This is a genomic window from Streptomyces sp. NPDC002773 (genome assembly GCF_040295605.1).
Classification (GTDB): Bacteria; Actinomycetota; Actinomycetes; order Streptomycetales; family Streptomycetaceae; genus Streptomyces.
The window spans coordinates 296045-311522 of sequence record NZ_JBEOVO010000002.1 but is presented as its reverse complement, the minus strand read 5'-3'; the positions used below and the strand labels follow the sequence as shown (position 1 = coordinate 311522).

Genomic DNA, 15478 nt, shown 5'->3' with positions numbered 1-15478 from the left:
GTGAAACACCACCCCTCGTCGGTACCGCGGGCGGCGGTGTTTCACGTGAAACACCGCGACGCCCGACGCAGCTCAGCTCTGCGTGTCCCACCACTCCTTGAGCGCGGCGACCGCCCCGTCGTACTCCATCGGCCCGTTCTCCAGGCGCAGCTCCAGCAGGAACTTGTACGCCTGGCCGATGGCCGGGCCGGGACCGATGCCCAGGATCTCCTGGATCTGGTTGCCGTCGAGGTCGGGGCGGATCGCGTCCAGCTCCTCCTGCTCCTGAAGCTGGGCGATGCGGTCCTCCAGGCCGTCGTAGGCACGGGAGAGCGCGGTCGCCTTGCGCTTGTTGCGGGTGGTGCAGTCCGAACGGGTCAGCTTGTGCAGACGCGAGAGCATCGGCCCGGCGTCACGGACGTACCGTCGGACGGCCGAGTCGGTCCACTCGCCGGTCCCGTAGCCGTGGAAGCGCAGGTGCAGCTCCACCAGCCGCGAGACGTCCTTGATCATCTCGTTGGAGTACTTGAGCGCGGTCATACGCTTCTTGGTCATCTTCGCGCCGACCACCTCGTGGTGGTGGAAGGAGACCCGGCCGTCCTTCTCGAAGCGACGGGTACGCGGCTTGCCGATGTCATGGAGCAGGGCCGCAAGGCGCAGCACCAGGTCGGGCCCGTCCTCCTCCAGGTCGATCGCCTGGTCGAGCACCGTCAGGGAGTGCTCGTAGACGTCCTTGTGGCGGTGGTGCTCGTCGCTCTCCAGACGCAGCGCGGGCAGCTCGGGGATCACGTGGTCGGCGAGCCCGGTGTCCACGAGCAGCCCGAGGCCCTTGCGCGGCTGGGCCGAGAGCAGCAGCTTGTTGAGCTCGTCACGGACGCGTTCGGCGGAGACGATCTCGATCCGGCCGGACATCTCCTTCATCGCCGTGACGACCTCGGGGGCGACCTCGAAGTCCAGCTGAGCGGCGAACCGCGCGGCCCGCATCATGCGCAGGGGGTCGTCGGAGAAGGACTCCTCCGGCGTACCCGGCGTGCGCAGCACCCGGGCGGCGAGGTCCTCAAGGCCGCCGTACGGATCGATGAACTCCTTCTCCGGAAGGGCCACGGCCATGGCGTTGACGGTGAAGTCACGTCGGACGAGGTCGTCCTCGATGGAGTCGCCGTAGGACACCTCGGGCTTGCGCGACGTCCGGTCGTACGCCTCCGAGCGGTACGTGGTGACCTCGATCTCAAAGCGCTGAACGGTGTCTCCGACGCGAGCGTCCTTCTGGCAGCCGACCGTCCCGAAGGCGATGCCGACCTCCCACACCGCGTCGGCCCACGGGCGGACGATCTTCAGTACGTCCTCGGGGCGGGCATCGGTGGTGAAGTCCAGGTCGTTGCCGAGCCGGCCGAGCAGGGCGTCCCGGACCGAGCCGCCGACCAGCGCGAGGCTGAACCCCGCCTCCTGGAAACGGCGGGCGAGGTCGTCGGCGGCAGGGGACACACGCAGCAGTTCACTGACCGCGCGGCGTTGCACCTGGCTCAGTGCAGTCGGGGTGTCTTCGTTGGCGTTCGGCACAACAGAAAAGGGTACGTGCCCCGGCTCGCGGCGACGTCCCCGTTTTTCCCGAGCTCCGGGCGCCGTTAGGCCCCAGCCGGGTGCCCGGTCGGAGATCCGCGGGAGATCGGCTGGAGCAGTCCCCGGCACTTGCTCCCAGCGTGCCTCGTTACCATGCCTGGACACAGCAACCGGGAACCACCTACACCACCGGCACCACAGACAACGACGAGGACGGGCGAACGCGTGGCCGAGGCGGCAGACATCCAGGGAACCGGTCCCTCACCTGCCCGCCGATGGCTGCGGCGCACGATCACCGTCGCCTTCGGGGCGCCCCTCCTCGCCGGCCTGCTCCAGGCCCCGGCGGTGACCTCCCCGGCAGTCGCCGCCGAGGACGCCACCGGCTCGAAGACCGTCGATGTGTCCCTCGACACGCTGACCCCGAGCGCTCCCGTCGAGGGGGACACCGTCAAGGTGACCGGCACGGTCACCAACCGGAGCAAGAAGACCGTCATCGACGCGACCGTGGACCTGCACGTCGGGCCCCGGATGACGAGCCGCAGCCAGATCGATCAGGTGGCGGGACGTACCGGCTTCCGGCGCGACAGCGACCCCGACCCCCTCAAGGACGCCCCCACCGTCGCCATCCCCCGGTTGGGCGCCGGCCTGAGTGCGGAGTTCTCCCTCTCCGTGCCGGTCTCCGAGCTCGGGCTCGACGCGGCGGGCGTCTACCAGCTGGGGGTCTCCCTCACCGGGCAGACCGCGGACCAGCGCTACGACCGGGTCCTCGGCATCGAGCGGACCTTCGTGCCGTACCAGCCCGAGGCCACCGAGAAGAAGACCCAGCTCACCTATCTGTGGCCGCTGATCTCCTCCGCCCATGTCTCGGCGGAGACGGCCACGGACGATCAGCAGACCCCGGTCTTCGAGGACGACGCGCTGGCGACCGAGCTGAAGCCGGGGGGACGGCTCGACCAGATGGTCTCGCTGGGCAAGGACCTCCCGGTCACCTGGGTGGTCGACCCGGACCTGCTGGCCTCCGTCGACGCCATGGCGAACGGCTACCGCGTCAAGACCGGCGCCCTGCACGTCCCGGGCCCGAACCAGACCGTCGCCGAGCGGTGGCTGAACGAGCTGGAGAAGGCGGTCCAGGGCCGCAAGGTCGTCGCCCTTCCGTTCGCGGATCCCGACCTCGCCTCCCTGGCCCACCGCGGCAAGGACGTTCCCGGCTCGCTGGGGCACCTCCAGTCGGCGACCGCCCTCGCCAGGGGAACGGTGGAGACGATCCTCCACGTCCAGCCGTCCACCGACTTCGCCTGGCCCGCCGACGGAGCCGTCGACCCCTCGATCGTGGCGGTGGCGACCTCGGCCGGTGCCGACAAGGTGATCGCCCGCAGCGACAGTGTCCGCGACGACCTCTCGTACACGCCCACGGCCGCCCGCCCCCTCGGCAACGGCAGCACGACGGCCGTCGTGAGCGACGCGCTCCTGTCGACCGCCTTCGAGGGGGACATGGTCCGGACGGAGAACTCCACGCTCGCGGTCCAGAAGTTCCTCGCCCAGTCCCTCGCCGTCACCCTGGAGCAGCCGGGGACCCCGCGCAGCATCGTGGTCGCCCCCCAGCGGATGCCGACCGTCGCCCAGGCGCAGACCATGGCGACCGCCCTGCAGGGGCTCTCCGGTCGGCGCTGGAGCGAGCCGATCGACCTCATGGCGGCCGCGGCGGCCAAGCCGGACCCGGGCGCCTCCACCACCGTGCCCGGCAGCTCCCGGTACCCGGAGAAGCTGCGCGACCGGGAGCTGCCGGTCCAGGCCTTCCGGGACATGAAGACCACCCGCGACGAGCTGGACGACTTCAAGGTCATCCTTGCTCTCCCGTACCGCGTCGCGACCCCCTTCGGCAACGCGATCAACCGCGAGATGTCGACCTCGTGGCGCGGTCAGGCGCGATCGGCCGCGATCTACCGGGGCAACGTCCTGGACTATCTGCAGACCCTGACCAAGGGTGTGCAGCTGGTGGACAAGTCGGACCTCACGCTGTCCGGCCGCAGCGCGACGATCCCCGTGACCGTCCAGAACCAGCTGCTGCAGGACGTGCATCTGGTGCTGCGACTCACCTCCGCCAACAAGAACCGGCTGAGGGTGGACGGCGGCGACGGGCCGGCCGAACTGCCCGTGAGGATCAACGGCGGTCACAGCCAGTCGGTGAAGTTCCCCGTCTCGGCGAGCGTCAACGGCCAGGTGGCGATGACGGCCCAGCTCTACACCGACGACGGCACCCCGTACGGAAAGCCGATGACCTTCAACGTGAAGGTCTCCGAGATCACCGCCACGGTGATGCTCGTGATCGCCGGCGGAGTCCTCCTCCTCGTCCTGGCCGGCGTGCGGATGTACAGCCAGCGCAAGCGGCTCGCCGCGCGGAACGCCGAGGCCGAGGAGACGGAGCCGGAGACGGAGCCGGACACGGATCCCGAGGCGGATCAGGAAGCGGCGGAGCAGGCCGCGGAGCAGGCGGAAGAGGGCACGGAGGCGGAAGCGCAGCCGCCGGAGGCCGACGGGGACGAACCCGAGCAGCCGAGTGACCCGACACCGGACACCGGGCCCGAAAGCGCCGACCCGTCGGGCACGGGTGAGAAAGTGGACCGTTGAGCGATGTCGTGGCCGGTCGGCCGGGGACGATGAGGTGGGGTAACCATGAACGCGCCGTACGACGGTGACCGCGGCCAGGGCCCGGGCGGCCCCGCGCCGTCCGGTGGGACGCCCGCGGCCCCTCCCGGTTCCGGCTACCCGCCGGTGCCGCCCCCGCAGCAGGCCGCCCCCGGCCCGCAGGGGCACGACCCCTACGCACAGGGCGCCCACCCGCAGAACCCGTACGCCCAGGACCCCTACGTCCAGGACGCGTACACCCACGACCCGTACCGGGCCCAGGACCTCTCCGCGCAGGACCCGGTGACCGAGGCGCTCTACGACCGCGCCGCGCACCCGCCGCCCCCGCCCGGCACCTACCAGGAGCCGCAGCCGCTGTACCAGCAGCCGGCCGCGCCCCCGCACGCTCCCGACCCCCGGGTGTGGGCGCAGACCCCGGCGCCGGAGCCCGAAGGTCCCTCACGCCACCTGCCGTACGGCGACGACGCGCGCACGGTCCAGTTCACCGGCGTCGACGACCTGGTCACCCGGGCCGGCGAGGAGGACCCCGAGCCGGACGCCTTCGCCCACCTCTACCGGGACCAGCAGACGCCCGGCCAGGTGCCCCCACCCGCCCCGGAGCCGGACCCCATGCCCGCCCCCGCCCCCAAGAAGTCCGGCCGAGCCTCCGGGTTGCTGAAGTCGAGCGCGGTGATGGCGGCGGGCACCCTCGTCTCCCGGCTCACCGGTTTCGTCCGCAGCCTGGTGATCACCGGCGCGCTCGGCGCGGCCCTGCTCGGCGACACCTTCACCATCGCCTACACCCTGCCGACGATGATCTACATCCTCACCGTCGGCGGTGGCCTCAACTCGGTCTTCGTCCCGCAGCTCGTCCGCTCGATGAAGAACGACGAGGACGGCGGCGAGGCCTACGCCAACCGGCTGCTCACCCTGGTCATGGTGGCGCTCGGCGCCATCGTGGTCCTGGCCGTCTTCGCAGCCCCGCTGCTCATCAGGCTGATGTCGAACACCATCGCCGACGACGCCGCGGCCAACAGCGTGGCCGTGACCTTCGCCCGCTACTGCCTGCCCACGATCTTCTTCATGGGCGTGCACGTGGTGATGGGTCAGATCCTCAACGCCCGCGGCAAGTTCGGCGCGATGATGTGGACCCCGGTCCTCAACAACATCGTCATGATCGTCACCTTCGGCCTGTTCATCTGGGTCTACGGCACCTCCGCCGAGTCCCACATGGGTGTGCAGACCATCCCGGACGACGGCATCCGCCTGCTCGGCATCGGCACCCTGCTCGGACTCGTCGTCCAGGCGCTGGCGATGATCCCGTACCTCCGTGAGACGGGATTCCGCTTCCGGCCCCGCTTCGACTGGAAGGGCCACGGGCTCGGCAAGACGGTCAAGCTCGCGAAGTGGACCGTTCTCTTCGTCCTCGCGAACCAGGCGGGCGTCCTGGTCGTCACCCAGCTGGCCACGGCCGCCGGTGCGGAGTCCGGGAAGAACGGCGCCGGCTTCCTCGCGTACTCGAACGCGCAGCTGATCTGGGGCATGCCGCAGGCCATCATCACGGTCTCCGTGATGGCCGCGCTGCTGCCGCGGATCTCCCGCGCCGCTCACGACGACGACCCCGGTGCCGTGCGGGACGACATCTCGCAGGGCCTGCGCAACTCGGCCGTCGCGATCGTCCCGGTCTCCTTCGCCTTCCTGGCGCTCGGCGTCCCGATGTGCACCCTGCTGTACGCCTCCAGCGGCATCGAGGCCGCCCAGGGCATGGGCTTCATCCTGATGGCCTTCGGCCTCGGCCTGATCCCCTACTCCGTCCAGTACGTCGTGCTCCGCGGCTTCTACGCCTACGAGGACACCCGGACGCCCTTCTACAACACGGTCATCGTCGCCGCCGTCAACGCGGCCGCCTCCGCGCTCTGTTACGTCGTGCTGCCCGCCCGGTGGGCCGTCGTCGGCATGGCCGCCTCGTACGGGCTCGCCTACGCCGTCGGTGTCGGCATCGCCTGGCGGCGCCTCCGCAAGCGGCTGGGCGGCGACCTGGACGGCACCCAGGTGATGCGGACCTACGCCCGCCTCTGCATGGCCTCCGTACCCGCCGCGATCGTCTCCGGCGCCGTCGGTTTCGGCCTGCTGAAGCTCCTCGGCGAGGGCGCGTTGGGCTCGCTCGTCGCCCTGCTCGCCGGCGGAGCGGTACTCCTCGGTGTCTTCTTCGTCGCGGCCAAGCGGATGCGGATCGCGGAGCTGAACACCCTGGTCGGCATGGTGCGCGGACGCCTGGGACGCTGAACCCACGGGCCCCGCACAACCATCGGGGGGAACCGCGTGTCGTGCATAGCGTCCGACTGTGGGCACAATTGGCTTGGCTGTTGGATGTGGCGCAACGGATGGGGAGGCAGGAACGACGGTGGCGGAACGTAGCACGGCTGCCGTCGACGTGGCCGACAACAGCGGTGACGACCCGCTGACCGCCAAGGCGGAGACGGCCGCGACCGACGGGGTGGCGGAAGAGCAGAAGGCGGCGGAGCAGACCGCCGAGCCCACCGAGAAGAAGGCGGTCGAACGACAGAACGGCGAACAGCCCTCCCTCACGGCTCCCGAACTGCACAGCGGCCACAAGTTGGCCAGGCGCTACCGGCTCGAGGAGTGCGTCACCCGTCTGGACGGCTTCAGCAGCTGGCGTGCCGTCGACGAGAAACTGCGGCGTGCCGTCGGGGTCCACCTGCTGCCCGCCGAGCACCCCCGGGCCCGCTCGGTCCTGGCCGCGGCCCGCTCCTCGGCCCTCCTCGGCGACCCTCGCTTCGTCCAGGTCCTCGACGCCGTCGAGGAGAACGAGCTTGTGTACGTCGTGCACGAGTGGCTGCCCGACTCCACCGAGCTGACCGCGCTGCTCGCGCTGGGCCCGCTGGAGCCCCACGACGCCTACCAGCTCGTCAGCCAGGTCTCCCAGGCCATGGCCGCCGCCCACCGCGAAGGCCTCGCCCACCTCCGGCTCACACCAAGCGCCGTCCTGCGCAGCTCCACCGGCCAGTACCGGATCCGCGGCCTCGCCGTGAACGCCGCCCTGCGCGGCATCACCGCCGAGCGCCCCCAGCGCACCGACACCGAGGCGATCGGCGCACTCCTGTACGCCGCCCTCACCCAGCGCTGGCCGTACGACAGCGACGCCTACGGGCTCTCCGGCCTCCCCAAGGGCGTCGGGCTGCTCCCGCCCGACCAGGTCCGCGCCGGCGTCCACCGGGGCCTCTCCGAGATCGCCATGCGCGCCCTGGCCAACGACGGGGCCACCGCCTCGCGCCAGGAACCGCCCTGCACCACACCGGACGAGCTGGCCAAGGCCGTGGCCGCGATGCCCCGTGTGAAGCCGCCGGAGCCGGAGTTCGCCGCCCCGCCCGAGTACCAGCGCACGACGTACCAGCAGGGCACGTACGGCCGCCCCCAGCAGCACCCGGTGGTCACCCAGCCATTGGTCGTCCCGCCGCCCCCGCTCCAGAGCCGCACCGGCACGGCACTGAAGTGGGCCGTCTCCGCCCTTCTCATCGCCGCCCTCGGTCTGGGCAGCTGGCAGATCGCGGACCGGCTCCTCGCCCCGGAGGCCACCACCAAGACGCCGGTGCCCACGCCGACGGCCGACGAGAAGCCGCCGCCGCCCAAGCCGCTCACCATCGAGTCCGCTCACGACTTCGACCCGCTGGGCAACGGCGCCGAGAAGCCCCAGGCCATAGACCGCGCCTTCGACGGCGACCCCAGCACCTTCTGGTACACCGATCGCTATTTCGGCCCCGATTTCGCCAACCTGAAGACCGGCGTGGGGGTCGTGCTCGATCTGGGCAAGGCACAGGAGGTCAGCTCGGTAGAGCTGTCGTTCCTGGGACACACCTCGGTGGAGCTGCGCACCGCGCCCTCCGACGCCTCCTCGGCACCGTCCACACCCGACGCGTTCACGACCCAGGCCTCCGGAGACGGAACCGAGGTGACACTGAAGCCCACCAAGCCCGTCACCACCCGCTACGTTCTGGTCTGGCTCACGAATCTGCCCTCCGCGGACGGCGGTTTCCGGGGCAAGCTGACCGAGATCAAGGTCATGGGCTGACCACCCCACGGGAGGGGGCTCACCGTTGGACGATCCGATAGACGAGGCCACAGGCGACCAGGAGCTCTTGGCGCTCCATGTCGCCGGGAACCCGGACGCCTTCGGTGAGCTCGTACGCCGGCACCGCGACCGGCTGTGGGCGGTCGCCCTGCGGACCCTGGGAGACCGCGAGGAGGCCGCCGACGCCGTCCAGGACGCCCTGATCTCGGCCTTCCGGGCCGCCCATACCTTCCGGGGCCAGTCGGCCGTCACGACCTGGCTCCACCGCATCACGGTGAACGCCTGCCTCGACCGCGCCCGGAAGGCAGCCTCCCGCAGAACCTCGCCCGTCGACGACTCCGACCGCTTCGAGCAGCTCCTCGAACCCCATGAGTCGGCCGAGGCCCCCGTGGAACGGCAGGACGTCCACCGCGAAGTCCTCGCCGCTCTCGCCGCCATCCCCGCCGACCAGCGTGCCGCCCTCGTCCTGGTCGACATGCAGGGATACCCGGTGGCGGAGGCGGCCCGTATCCTCGGCGTTCCCACCGGCACCGTGAAGAGCCGCTGCGCGCGCGGACGGGCACGCCTGCTTCCGATGGTCACTCATCTGCGCGCCGACACCGTGGGTAACGAGGCCCCCGATGGGGGAAGGAACCGGACGCCGGGGACATCCGTCCCACAGGTGCCGGGGCCGACGGATACCGGACCGATCGATCCAGCTGCTGTGAAGGGCGGAGGTGGGCGCGCGTGACTTCCACGACCGGCAAGGCCGACACGACACAGCACCCGGACGTCTCGGAGATCTCCGACCTGACCGAGGGGCTGCTCTCACCCAGCCGCTCCGCCGCCGTACGCCGCCATCTGGACGACTGTCCGCTCTGCGCCGACGTACGGACCTCCCTGGAGGAGATCCGCGGTCTCCTGGGCACTCTGCCCGGCCCGCCCCGCATGCCCGCCGAGATCGCCGGCCGCATCGATGCCGCCCTGGCCGCCGAAGCTCTCCTCGACGCCACGACCCCGGAGAGCGAGGCGCCTGTTTCACGTGAAACATCGCGTACTCCGTCCGAGGCCATTACCTCCCCCTCCCGGCTCCCCGTCGCGGGCCGCCCCGCCGGACGCCCCGGCGCTGCCACCGGCCCCGGCCGGACCAGGAGGCCCCGCCGCCGGATCGCGCTGCTCGCCACGCTCGGCGCCGCTTTCAGTGCCGTCGTCCTGGGAACGAGCCTCTTCCTCAGCCAGGCGGTCAACCTCAACGCCGGAGACACCGCTGAGAAGACCACGAAGGCCGACGTCGCGGGAGAGAGTCTGAGCCCCTTCTCAGGGGCCCAGGTCGAGGACCGCGTGCAAGCGCTCCTGGCCGAGGAGAGCGTTGCCAAGACGCCACGGGGAATCGGCCCCGAGTCGATGTCCGCGGAGACGGGCACCACGGCCCCCCAGCGGAACAGGGACAGTGCCGTCCCCGCCTGTGTCCTGGCCGGCACCGGCCGCACCGATGCGGTGCTCGGCCACGAACGGGGCGAGTACCAGGGAACGCCTGCCTATCTGGTCGTCCTGCCGGACCCCGCGGACAGCGCCCGTATCCAGGCCTTCGTACTGGACGCCTCCTGCGCGGACCGGACCGCGGGAAGCGGAAGCGCGGTCGCCGAGCTCCTGTTCAGCCGGACCTACCCCCGGTCCTGACCTCTCTCCCCCGTCCGGCCCCGGCGCCGCGCGGCAAACTCGGGAATGTACGCCCCTTAGGATCCGTTGGGTGGGGTGAGAGTGACCGAGACGACCGCCCCCGTAGGCAGTGGCAGTCTGCAGAGACGAGGAAGAAACCCGTGAGCGACGTCCGTAACGTGATCATTATCGGCTCCGGGCCCGCGGGTTACACCGCTGCGCTCTACACCGCCCGAGCGTCGCTGAACCCCCTGGTCTTCGAGGGTGCCGTCACCGCCGGTGGCGCACTGATGAACACGACCGAGGTGGAGAACTTCCCCGGCTTCCGTGACGGCATCATGGGCCCGGACCTGATGGACAACATGCGGGCCCAGGCCGAGCGCTTCGGCGCCGAGCTGGTCCCTGACGACATCATCGCCGTGGACCTGACGGGCGAGATCAAGACCGTCACCGACACCGCCGGCACCGTGCACCGCGCCAAGGCCGTCATCGTCACCACCGGTTCCCAGCACCGCAAGCTCGGCCTCCCGAACGAGGACACGCTCTCCGGCCGCGGTGTCTCCTGGTGCGCCACCTGCGACGGGTTCTTCTTCAAGGACCAGGACATCGCCGTCGTCGGCGGCGGCGACACCGCGATCGAGGAGGCCACCTTCCTCTCGCGCTTCGCCAAGACCGTCACGATCGTCCACCGCCGTGACACCCTCCGTGCCTCCAAGGCCATGCAGGAGCGTGCCTTCGCCGACCCGAAGATCTCGTTCGCCTGGGACAGCGAGGTCACGGAGATCCACGGTGAGCAGAAGCTCAGCGGTCTGACCCTGCGTGACACGAAGACCGGTGAGACCCGTCAGCTTCCCGTCACCGGCCTCTTCATCGCCGTCGGCCACGACCCGCGGACCGAGCTGTTCAAGGGCCAGCTGGACCTCGACGAGGAGGGCTACCTCAAGGTGGCCGCCCCGTCGACGCGCACGAACCTCACCGGTGTCTTCGGCGCCGGCGATGTCGTCGACCACACCTACCGCCAGGCCATCACGGCCGCCGGCACCGGCTGCTCCGCCGCGCTGGACGCCGAGCGTTTCCTGGCCGCCCTCGCCGACAGCGAGAAGCTGGCCGAGACCCCCGCGGTCTGACCCCGTCTCTCCTCACCCACACCCCGCGAGATCAAGGAGGCCGCTGTGGCCCTGAAGACTGTGACCGACGCTTCCTTCGAAGAGGACGTCCTCAAGAGCACCAAGCCCGTCCTGGTGGACTTCTGGGCGGCGTGGTGCGGTCCCTGCCGCCAGATCGCCCCGTCGCTGGAGGCCATCGCCGCCGAGCACGGCGAGATCGAGGTCGTGAAGCTCAACATCGACGAGAACCCGGCCACGGCCGCCAAGTACGGCGTCATGTCCATCCCGACGCTGAACGTGTACCAGGGCGGCGAGGTCGTCAAGACGATCGTCGGTGCCAAGCCGAAGGCCGCCATCCTGCGCGACCTCGAGGGCTTCGTCGAGCCGTCCAAGGCCTGATGCTCCCTCGCTGTTTCACGTGAAACAGCGCTGTTGTTTCACGTGAAACACAAGCGGCCCGCCCCTGACGGGGGCGGGCCGTTCTCATGTCCTGACCCTAGAGCGGCCGGAGGACAGGCTCCTTCTGCACAGCGCCGAGAAGCCGGTCCAGGGCCATCTCGACGTCCTCCTTCCAGGAGAGCGTCGTCCGGAGCTCCAACCTCAGCCTGGGGAAGGCCGGATGCGGCCGCACGGTCTTGAAGCCCACCGCCAGCAGGTGATCGGCCGGCAGAACACAGGCGGGCTCCTTCCACCGGGCGTCACCGAACGCCTCGATGGCCTTGAACCCCCTCCGCAGCAGATCCTTGGCCACGGTCTGCACCACCACCCGGCCCAGCCCCTGCCCCTGATAACCGGGCATGATCCAGGCCGTCATCAGCTGCGCGGCATCGGCGGCCACGGGACTGGTCGGAAAGGCCGTCGAGCGCGGCACATAGGCCGGGGGAGCGTAGAGGACGTAGCCGACCGGCACCTCGTCGACATAGACCACCCGACCGCAGGACCCCCACTCCAACAGAACGCCGGAGATCCAGGCTTCCTTTTCCAGCTCCGGGCGCCCGGCCTTCACCGCTGCCTCTCCGCTGACCGGGTCCAGCTCCCAGAAGACGCAGGAGCGGCACCGCTTGGGCAGGTCCGGAAGGTTGTCCAGCGTGAGCGGTACGAGCCGACGCCCCACAGCCGCTCCTCACTTCCCTCGCCATCGCGTACGGATACGCCTCTTGGAATCGTATCGATCAGGCGATCGGGGGGACACCGCTCACGTGCAAAGGGCGGGCCGCGTTCCGGTGAAGACCGGAACGCGGCCCGCCCTGGGCGTCCTCGGAGGAGAACCGGAGATCAGGCTTCGGCGTTCTTCTTGTCCATGACCCGGCCCTCGCCGGGAGCCAGAGTCGAGAGGATCCGTTCCAGATCCTCCATCGAGGCGAACTCGACGACGATCTTGCCCTTCTTCTGCCCCAGGTCGACCTTCACCCGGGTCTCGAAGCGGTCCGAGAGCCGGGAGGCGAGGTCCGTCAGAGCGGGCGAGACACGGCCGCCGGCGCGCGGGCCCTTCGGCTTGACCGTACCGGCGGGCTCCTCGGAGCCCATGACGCTCACGATCTCCTCGACCGTGCGCACCGAGAGGCCCTCGGAAACGATCCGGTAGGCCAGCTTGTCCTGGGACTCCGGGTCCTCCACACCGAGCAGGGCCCGCGCGTGACCGGCGGACAGTACTCCGGCGGCAACCCTCCGCTGCACCGGCGGCGAGAGCCGCAGGAGACGCAGCGTGTTGGAGATCTGCGGGCGGGACCGCCCGATCCGCTCCGCGAGCTGGTCATGGGTGCAACCGAAGTCCTTGAGCAACTGCTCGTAGGCGTGAGCCTCTTCGATCGCGTTCAGCTGGGCACGGTGGAGGTTCTCCAGGAGGGCGTCCAGGAGCATCTTCTCGTCGTCGGTGTCCCGGACGATCGCCGGGATCCGTTCCAGACCGGCGATCTTGGACGCCCGCAGGCGACGCTCACCCATGACGAGCTCGTAGCTCTCGTCATCGACCTTGCGCACGACCACAGGCTGAAGCAGGCCCACCTCCTTGATGGAGATGACCAGCTCCGCCAGAGCGTCCTCGTCGAAGACCTCACGCGGCTGGTGCCGGTTGGGGGCGATCGAGTCGAGCGGAAGCTCGGTGAAGTACGCCCCGGCCGGCGGCTCCGGCCGGAACACCGACCCGTTCTCGTTCCAGGAAGGCGTGGACTCCGGCGACTGTGCGCTCTGCGGGAGCGTCGCCAGCTTGGCCGCCGCCACCCCTCGGTCCGAGGACAGGGAAGGCACCGCACCGGGGGAGGTCGCACCCGCCCCTACTCCGACCGTCGGCGTCTGTCGTTCCTGGGGAGCAGCGGGGATCAACGCACCGAGCCCACGCCCCAATCCCCTACGTCGGTCACTCACTGAATCCCCTCCGACATGCTGCGCTGGTTGTTCTGGTGCCCCACCGGGGCGTGCCCCACCGGGGCGTGCTGCGGGTCGTAGTGCACGGCCGCCCCCCGCAGGGCGATCTCACGGGCCGCTTCGAGGTACGACAGGGCGCCGCTGGAGCCCGGGTCATAGGTGAGAACCGTCTGCCCGTAGCTCGGAGCCTCCGAGATACGGACGGACCTCGGAATGCTGGTCCGCAGCACCTCCTCGGCGAAGTGGGTGCGCACCTCGTCGGCGACCTGCGAGGCGAGCCTCGTCCGGCCGTCATACATGGTGAGCAGGATCGTCGAGACATGCAGTGCGGGGTTGAGGTGCCCCCGTACCAGCTCCACGTTCCTCAGGAGCTGTCCGAGCCCCTCCAGCGCGTAGTACTCGCACTGGATCGGGATCAGCACCTCGGCTCCGGCCACCATGGCGTTGACCGTGAGGAGACCGAGCGAGGGCGGGCAGTCGATCAGGATGTAGTCCAGCGGCTGCTCATAGGCCTGGATCGCCCGCTGCAGGCGGCTCTCTCTCGCCACCAGCGACACCAGCTCGATCTCCGCGCCGGCGAGGTCGATGGTGGCGGGGGCGCAGAAGAGGCCCTCGACGTCCATGACCGGCTGCACCACATCGGAGAGCGGCTTGCTGTCGACGAGGACGTCGTAGATCGAGGGGACCTCGGCGTGGTGGTCGATGCCGAGAGCCGTGGAGGCGTTGCCCTGCGGGTCCAGGTCGATGACCAGGACCCGGGCACCGTGCAGGGCCAGGGACGCGGCAAGGTTGACCGTCGTGGTCGTCTTGCCCACGCCGCCCTTCTGATTGGCGACCACCATCACGCGAGTCTGCGCCGGGCGGGGAAGTCCCTCACCGGCACGACCCAGGGCTTCTACTGCCAGCTGGGCAGCACGACCAATGGGGGTGTCGTCCATCGGGGGCGGCGTTTCACGTGAAACATCCTCCCCCACCGATTCGGTTCGGGGACCGGGGACCGGATCGGTCATCGGTCCCGCGATGTTGGCGTCGGACCGCAAGGATTCACTCTCCTCGGCTTCAGGCTCGCGATGGGGAGAGCCTGCCATGCTTTCGGGGTCGTGAACCAGCGAGGCCGGTGGTTCTGTGGGTGAATCCACCTCTGTGGACATCTCCGTAACCCTCGCGGGTGGCTTCACACGGGGTCGACGGTCCCGGGGCGTGGCAGCCGCGCGACCGCGGCTGATGATCCCCTGCAGCAGTGAGCGACGTTTCACGTGAAACACCATGCCCGTGCTGCCCGGCCGCGGTCGTTCGACACTCCGAAATGGTACGTATGCGACAGTCAGCGGCGTCGACGGGTCTTGCTCGTCCGGGCCGCCTTGGCCCGCTTCGCCGCGAACCGCACCCCACCCGGACTCTCGCCGACCTCCACCCGGACGACCGTGGACAGCGGATCGACGATCCCCTCGCCCACCTGCAGCACCGAGGTCTCCACCACGCCGAGGCGGGAGAGCGCGGCGCGAGCACCGCTGAGCTCCTCCTCCGCGGTGTCGCCCTTGAGCGCCAGCATCTCCCCGTACGGGCGCAGCAGGGGAACACCCCAGCCGGCCAGCCGGTCAAGGGGAGCCACCGCACGAGCGGTCACCACATGCACGGGCGTGATCTTGCCGAGCATCTCCTCCGCGCGTCCCCGGACCACGGTCACATGGTCGAGGCCGAGCAGCTCGACGACCTCCTGGAGGAAGTTCGTCCGGCGGAGGAGCGGCTCAAGGAGCGTGATCTTCAGATCGGGCCGGACCAGCGCCAGCGGGATGCCGGGGAGACCGGCACCCGAGCCCACATCGCAGACGGTGACGCCCTGGGGGACGACCTCCGAGAGGACAGCGCAGTTGAGCAGGTGGCGCTCCCACAGCCGCGGAACCTCCCGCGGGCCGATCAGGCCGCGCTTCACACCCGCGTCCGCGAGGAGCTCCGCGTACCGCACGGCCTCCGGGAAGTACTCACCGAAGACTGTCCGCGCCTGCTCCGGAGCCTCGGGGAGCTCCGCTGCCTCCGTCACGGGAACCGTCCTTCCGTACCGCACGCTTCGCGTGCGAGCGCACTGTGGTGGCTGACTTATGGGGCTGACAAAGAT

12 protein-coding genes are annotated in these 15478 nt (G+C 70.1%); 7 read left to right on the top strand and 5 right to left on the bottom strand.

The features are described from left to right. Positions 1-72: 72 nt before the first annotated feature. Positions 73-1539: a CCA tRNA nucleotidyltransferase gene (locus tag ABT034_RS04050; protein ID WP_351210984.1), complete on the bottom strand. Its 1467-nt coding sequence runs from the start codon at positions 1537-1539 to the stop codon at positions 73-75. 225 nt (positions 1540-1764) lie between these two features. Here ABT034_RS04050 and ABT034_RS04045 point away from each other — a divergent pair, with 225 nt between their 5' ends. The 7 genes from ABT034_RS04045 (at position 1765) to trxA (ending at position 11397) form a co-directional block, all read left to right on the top strand. Then, a complete protein-coding gene (locus tag ABT034_RS04045; RefSeq protein ID WP_351210982.1) occupies positions 1765-4167 on the top strand; it encodes a DUF6049 family protein in 2403 nt (800 codons plus the stop codon). Between the two features lie 45 nt (positions 4168-4212). Further along, positions 4213-6450 (top strand): murein biosynthesis integral membrane protein MurJ, encoded by a 2238-nt coding sequence (gene murJ, locus ABT034_RS04040; RefSeq protein WP_351210980.1) that lies wholly within the window; start codon positions 4213-4215, stop codon positions 6448-6450. Between the two features lie 118 nt (positions 6451-6568). Next, positions 6569-8254 (top strand): protein kinase family protein, encoded by a 1686-nt coding sequence (locus ABT034_RS04035; protein ID WP_351210978.1) that lies wholly within the window; start codon positions 6569-6571, stop codon positions 8252-8254. Positions 8255-8279: 25 nt separating this feature from the next. Beyond that, the gene (sigM, locus tag ABT034_RS04030; RefSeq protein WP_351210976.1) at positions 8280-8984 is read left to right on the top strand and encodes an RNA polymerase sigma factor SigM; all 705 of its coding nucleotides are present in this window, start codon (positions 8280-8282) and stop codon (positions 8982-8984) included. Then, positions 8981-9913 (top strand): RsmA family anti-sigma factor, encoded by a 933-nt coding sequence (locus ABT034_RS04025; RefSeq protein WP_351210974.1) that lies wholly within the window; start codon positions 8981-8983, stop codon positions 9911-9913. The genes sigM and ABT034_RS04025 overlap by 4 nt, the downstream gene beginning before the upstream one ends. A 140-nt stretch (positions 9914-10053) precedes the next feature. Then, positions 10054-11019, top strand: a complete 966-nt coding sequence (trxB, locus tag ABT034_RS04020) for a thioredoxin-disulfide reductase (protein WP_351210972.1) — start codon at positions 10054-10056, stop codon at positions 11017-11019. A gap of 45 nt (positions 11020-11064) precedes the next feature. After that, entirely contained in the window at positions 11065-11397 is a 333-nt protein-coding gene (trxA, locus tag ABT034_RS04015; protein ID WP_351210970.1) for a thioredoxin, read from the top strand. A gap of 97 nt (positions 11398-11494) precedes the next feature. Here trxA and ABT034_RS04010 read toward each other — a convergent pair whose 3' ends face one another. The 4 genes from ABT034_RS04010 to rsmG form a co-directional block, all read right to left on the bottom strand. Then, on the bottom strand, positions 11495-12112 hold the full coding sequence (locus tag ABT034_RS04010; RefSeq protein WP_351210968.1) for a GNAT family N-acetyltransferase: 618 nt from the start codon (positions 12110-12112) through the stop codon (positions 11495-11497). 161 nt (positions 12113-12273) lie between these two features. Then, positions 12274-13362 carry a ParB/RepB/Spo0J family partition protein gene (locus ABT034_RS04005; protein ID WP_351210967.1) on the bottom strand — a complete coding sequence of 363 codons (1089 nt, stop codon included), beginning with the start codon at positions 13360-13362 and terminating at the stop codon, positions 12274-12276. Then, positions 13359-14450: a ParA family protein gene (locus ABT034_RS04000; RefSeq protein ID WP_351210965.1), complete on the bottom strand. Its 1092-nt coding sequence runs from the start codon at positions 14448-14450 to the stop codon at positions 13359-13361. The genes ABT034_RS04005 and ABT034_RS04000 overlap by 4 nt, the downstream gene beginning before the upstream one ends. A gap of 236 nt (positions 14451-14686) precedes the next feature. After that, the gene (gene rsmG / locus ABT034_RS03995) at positions 14687-15403 is read right to left on the bottom strand and encodes a 16S rRNA (guanine(527)-N(7))-methyltransferase RsmG (RefSeq protein WP_351210963.1); all 717 of its coding nucleotides are present in this window, start codon (positions 15401-15403) and stop codon (positions 14687-14689) included. Positions 15404-15478 lie beyond the last annotated feature (75 nt).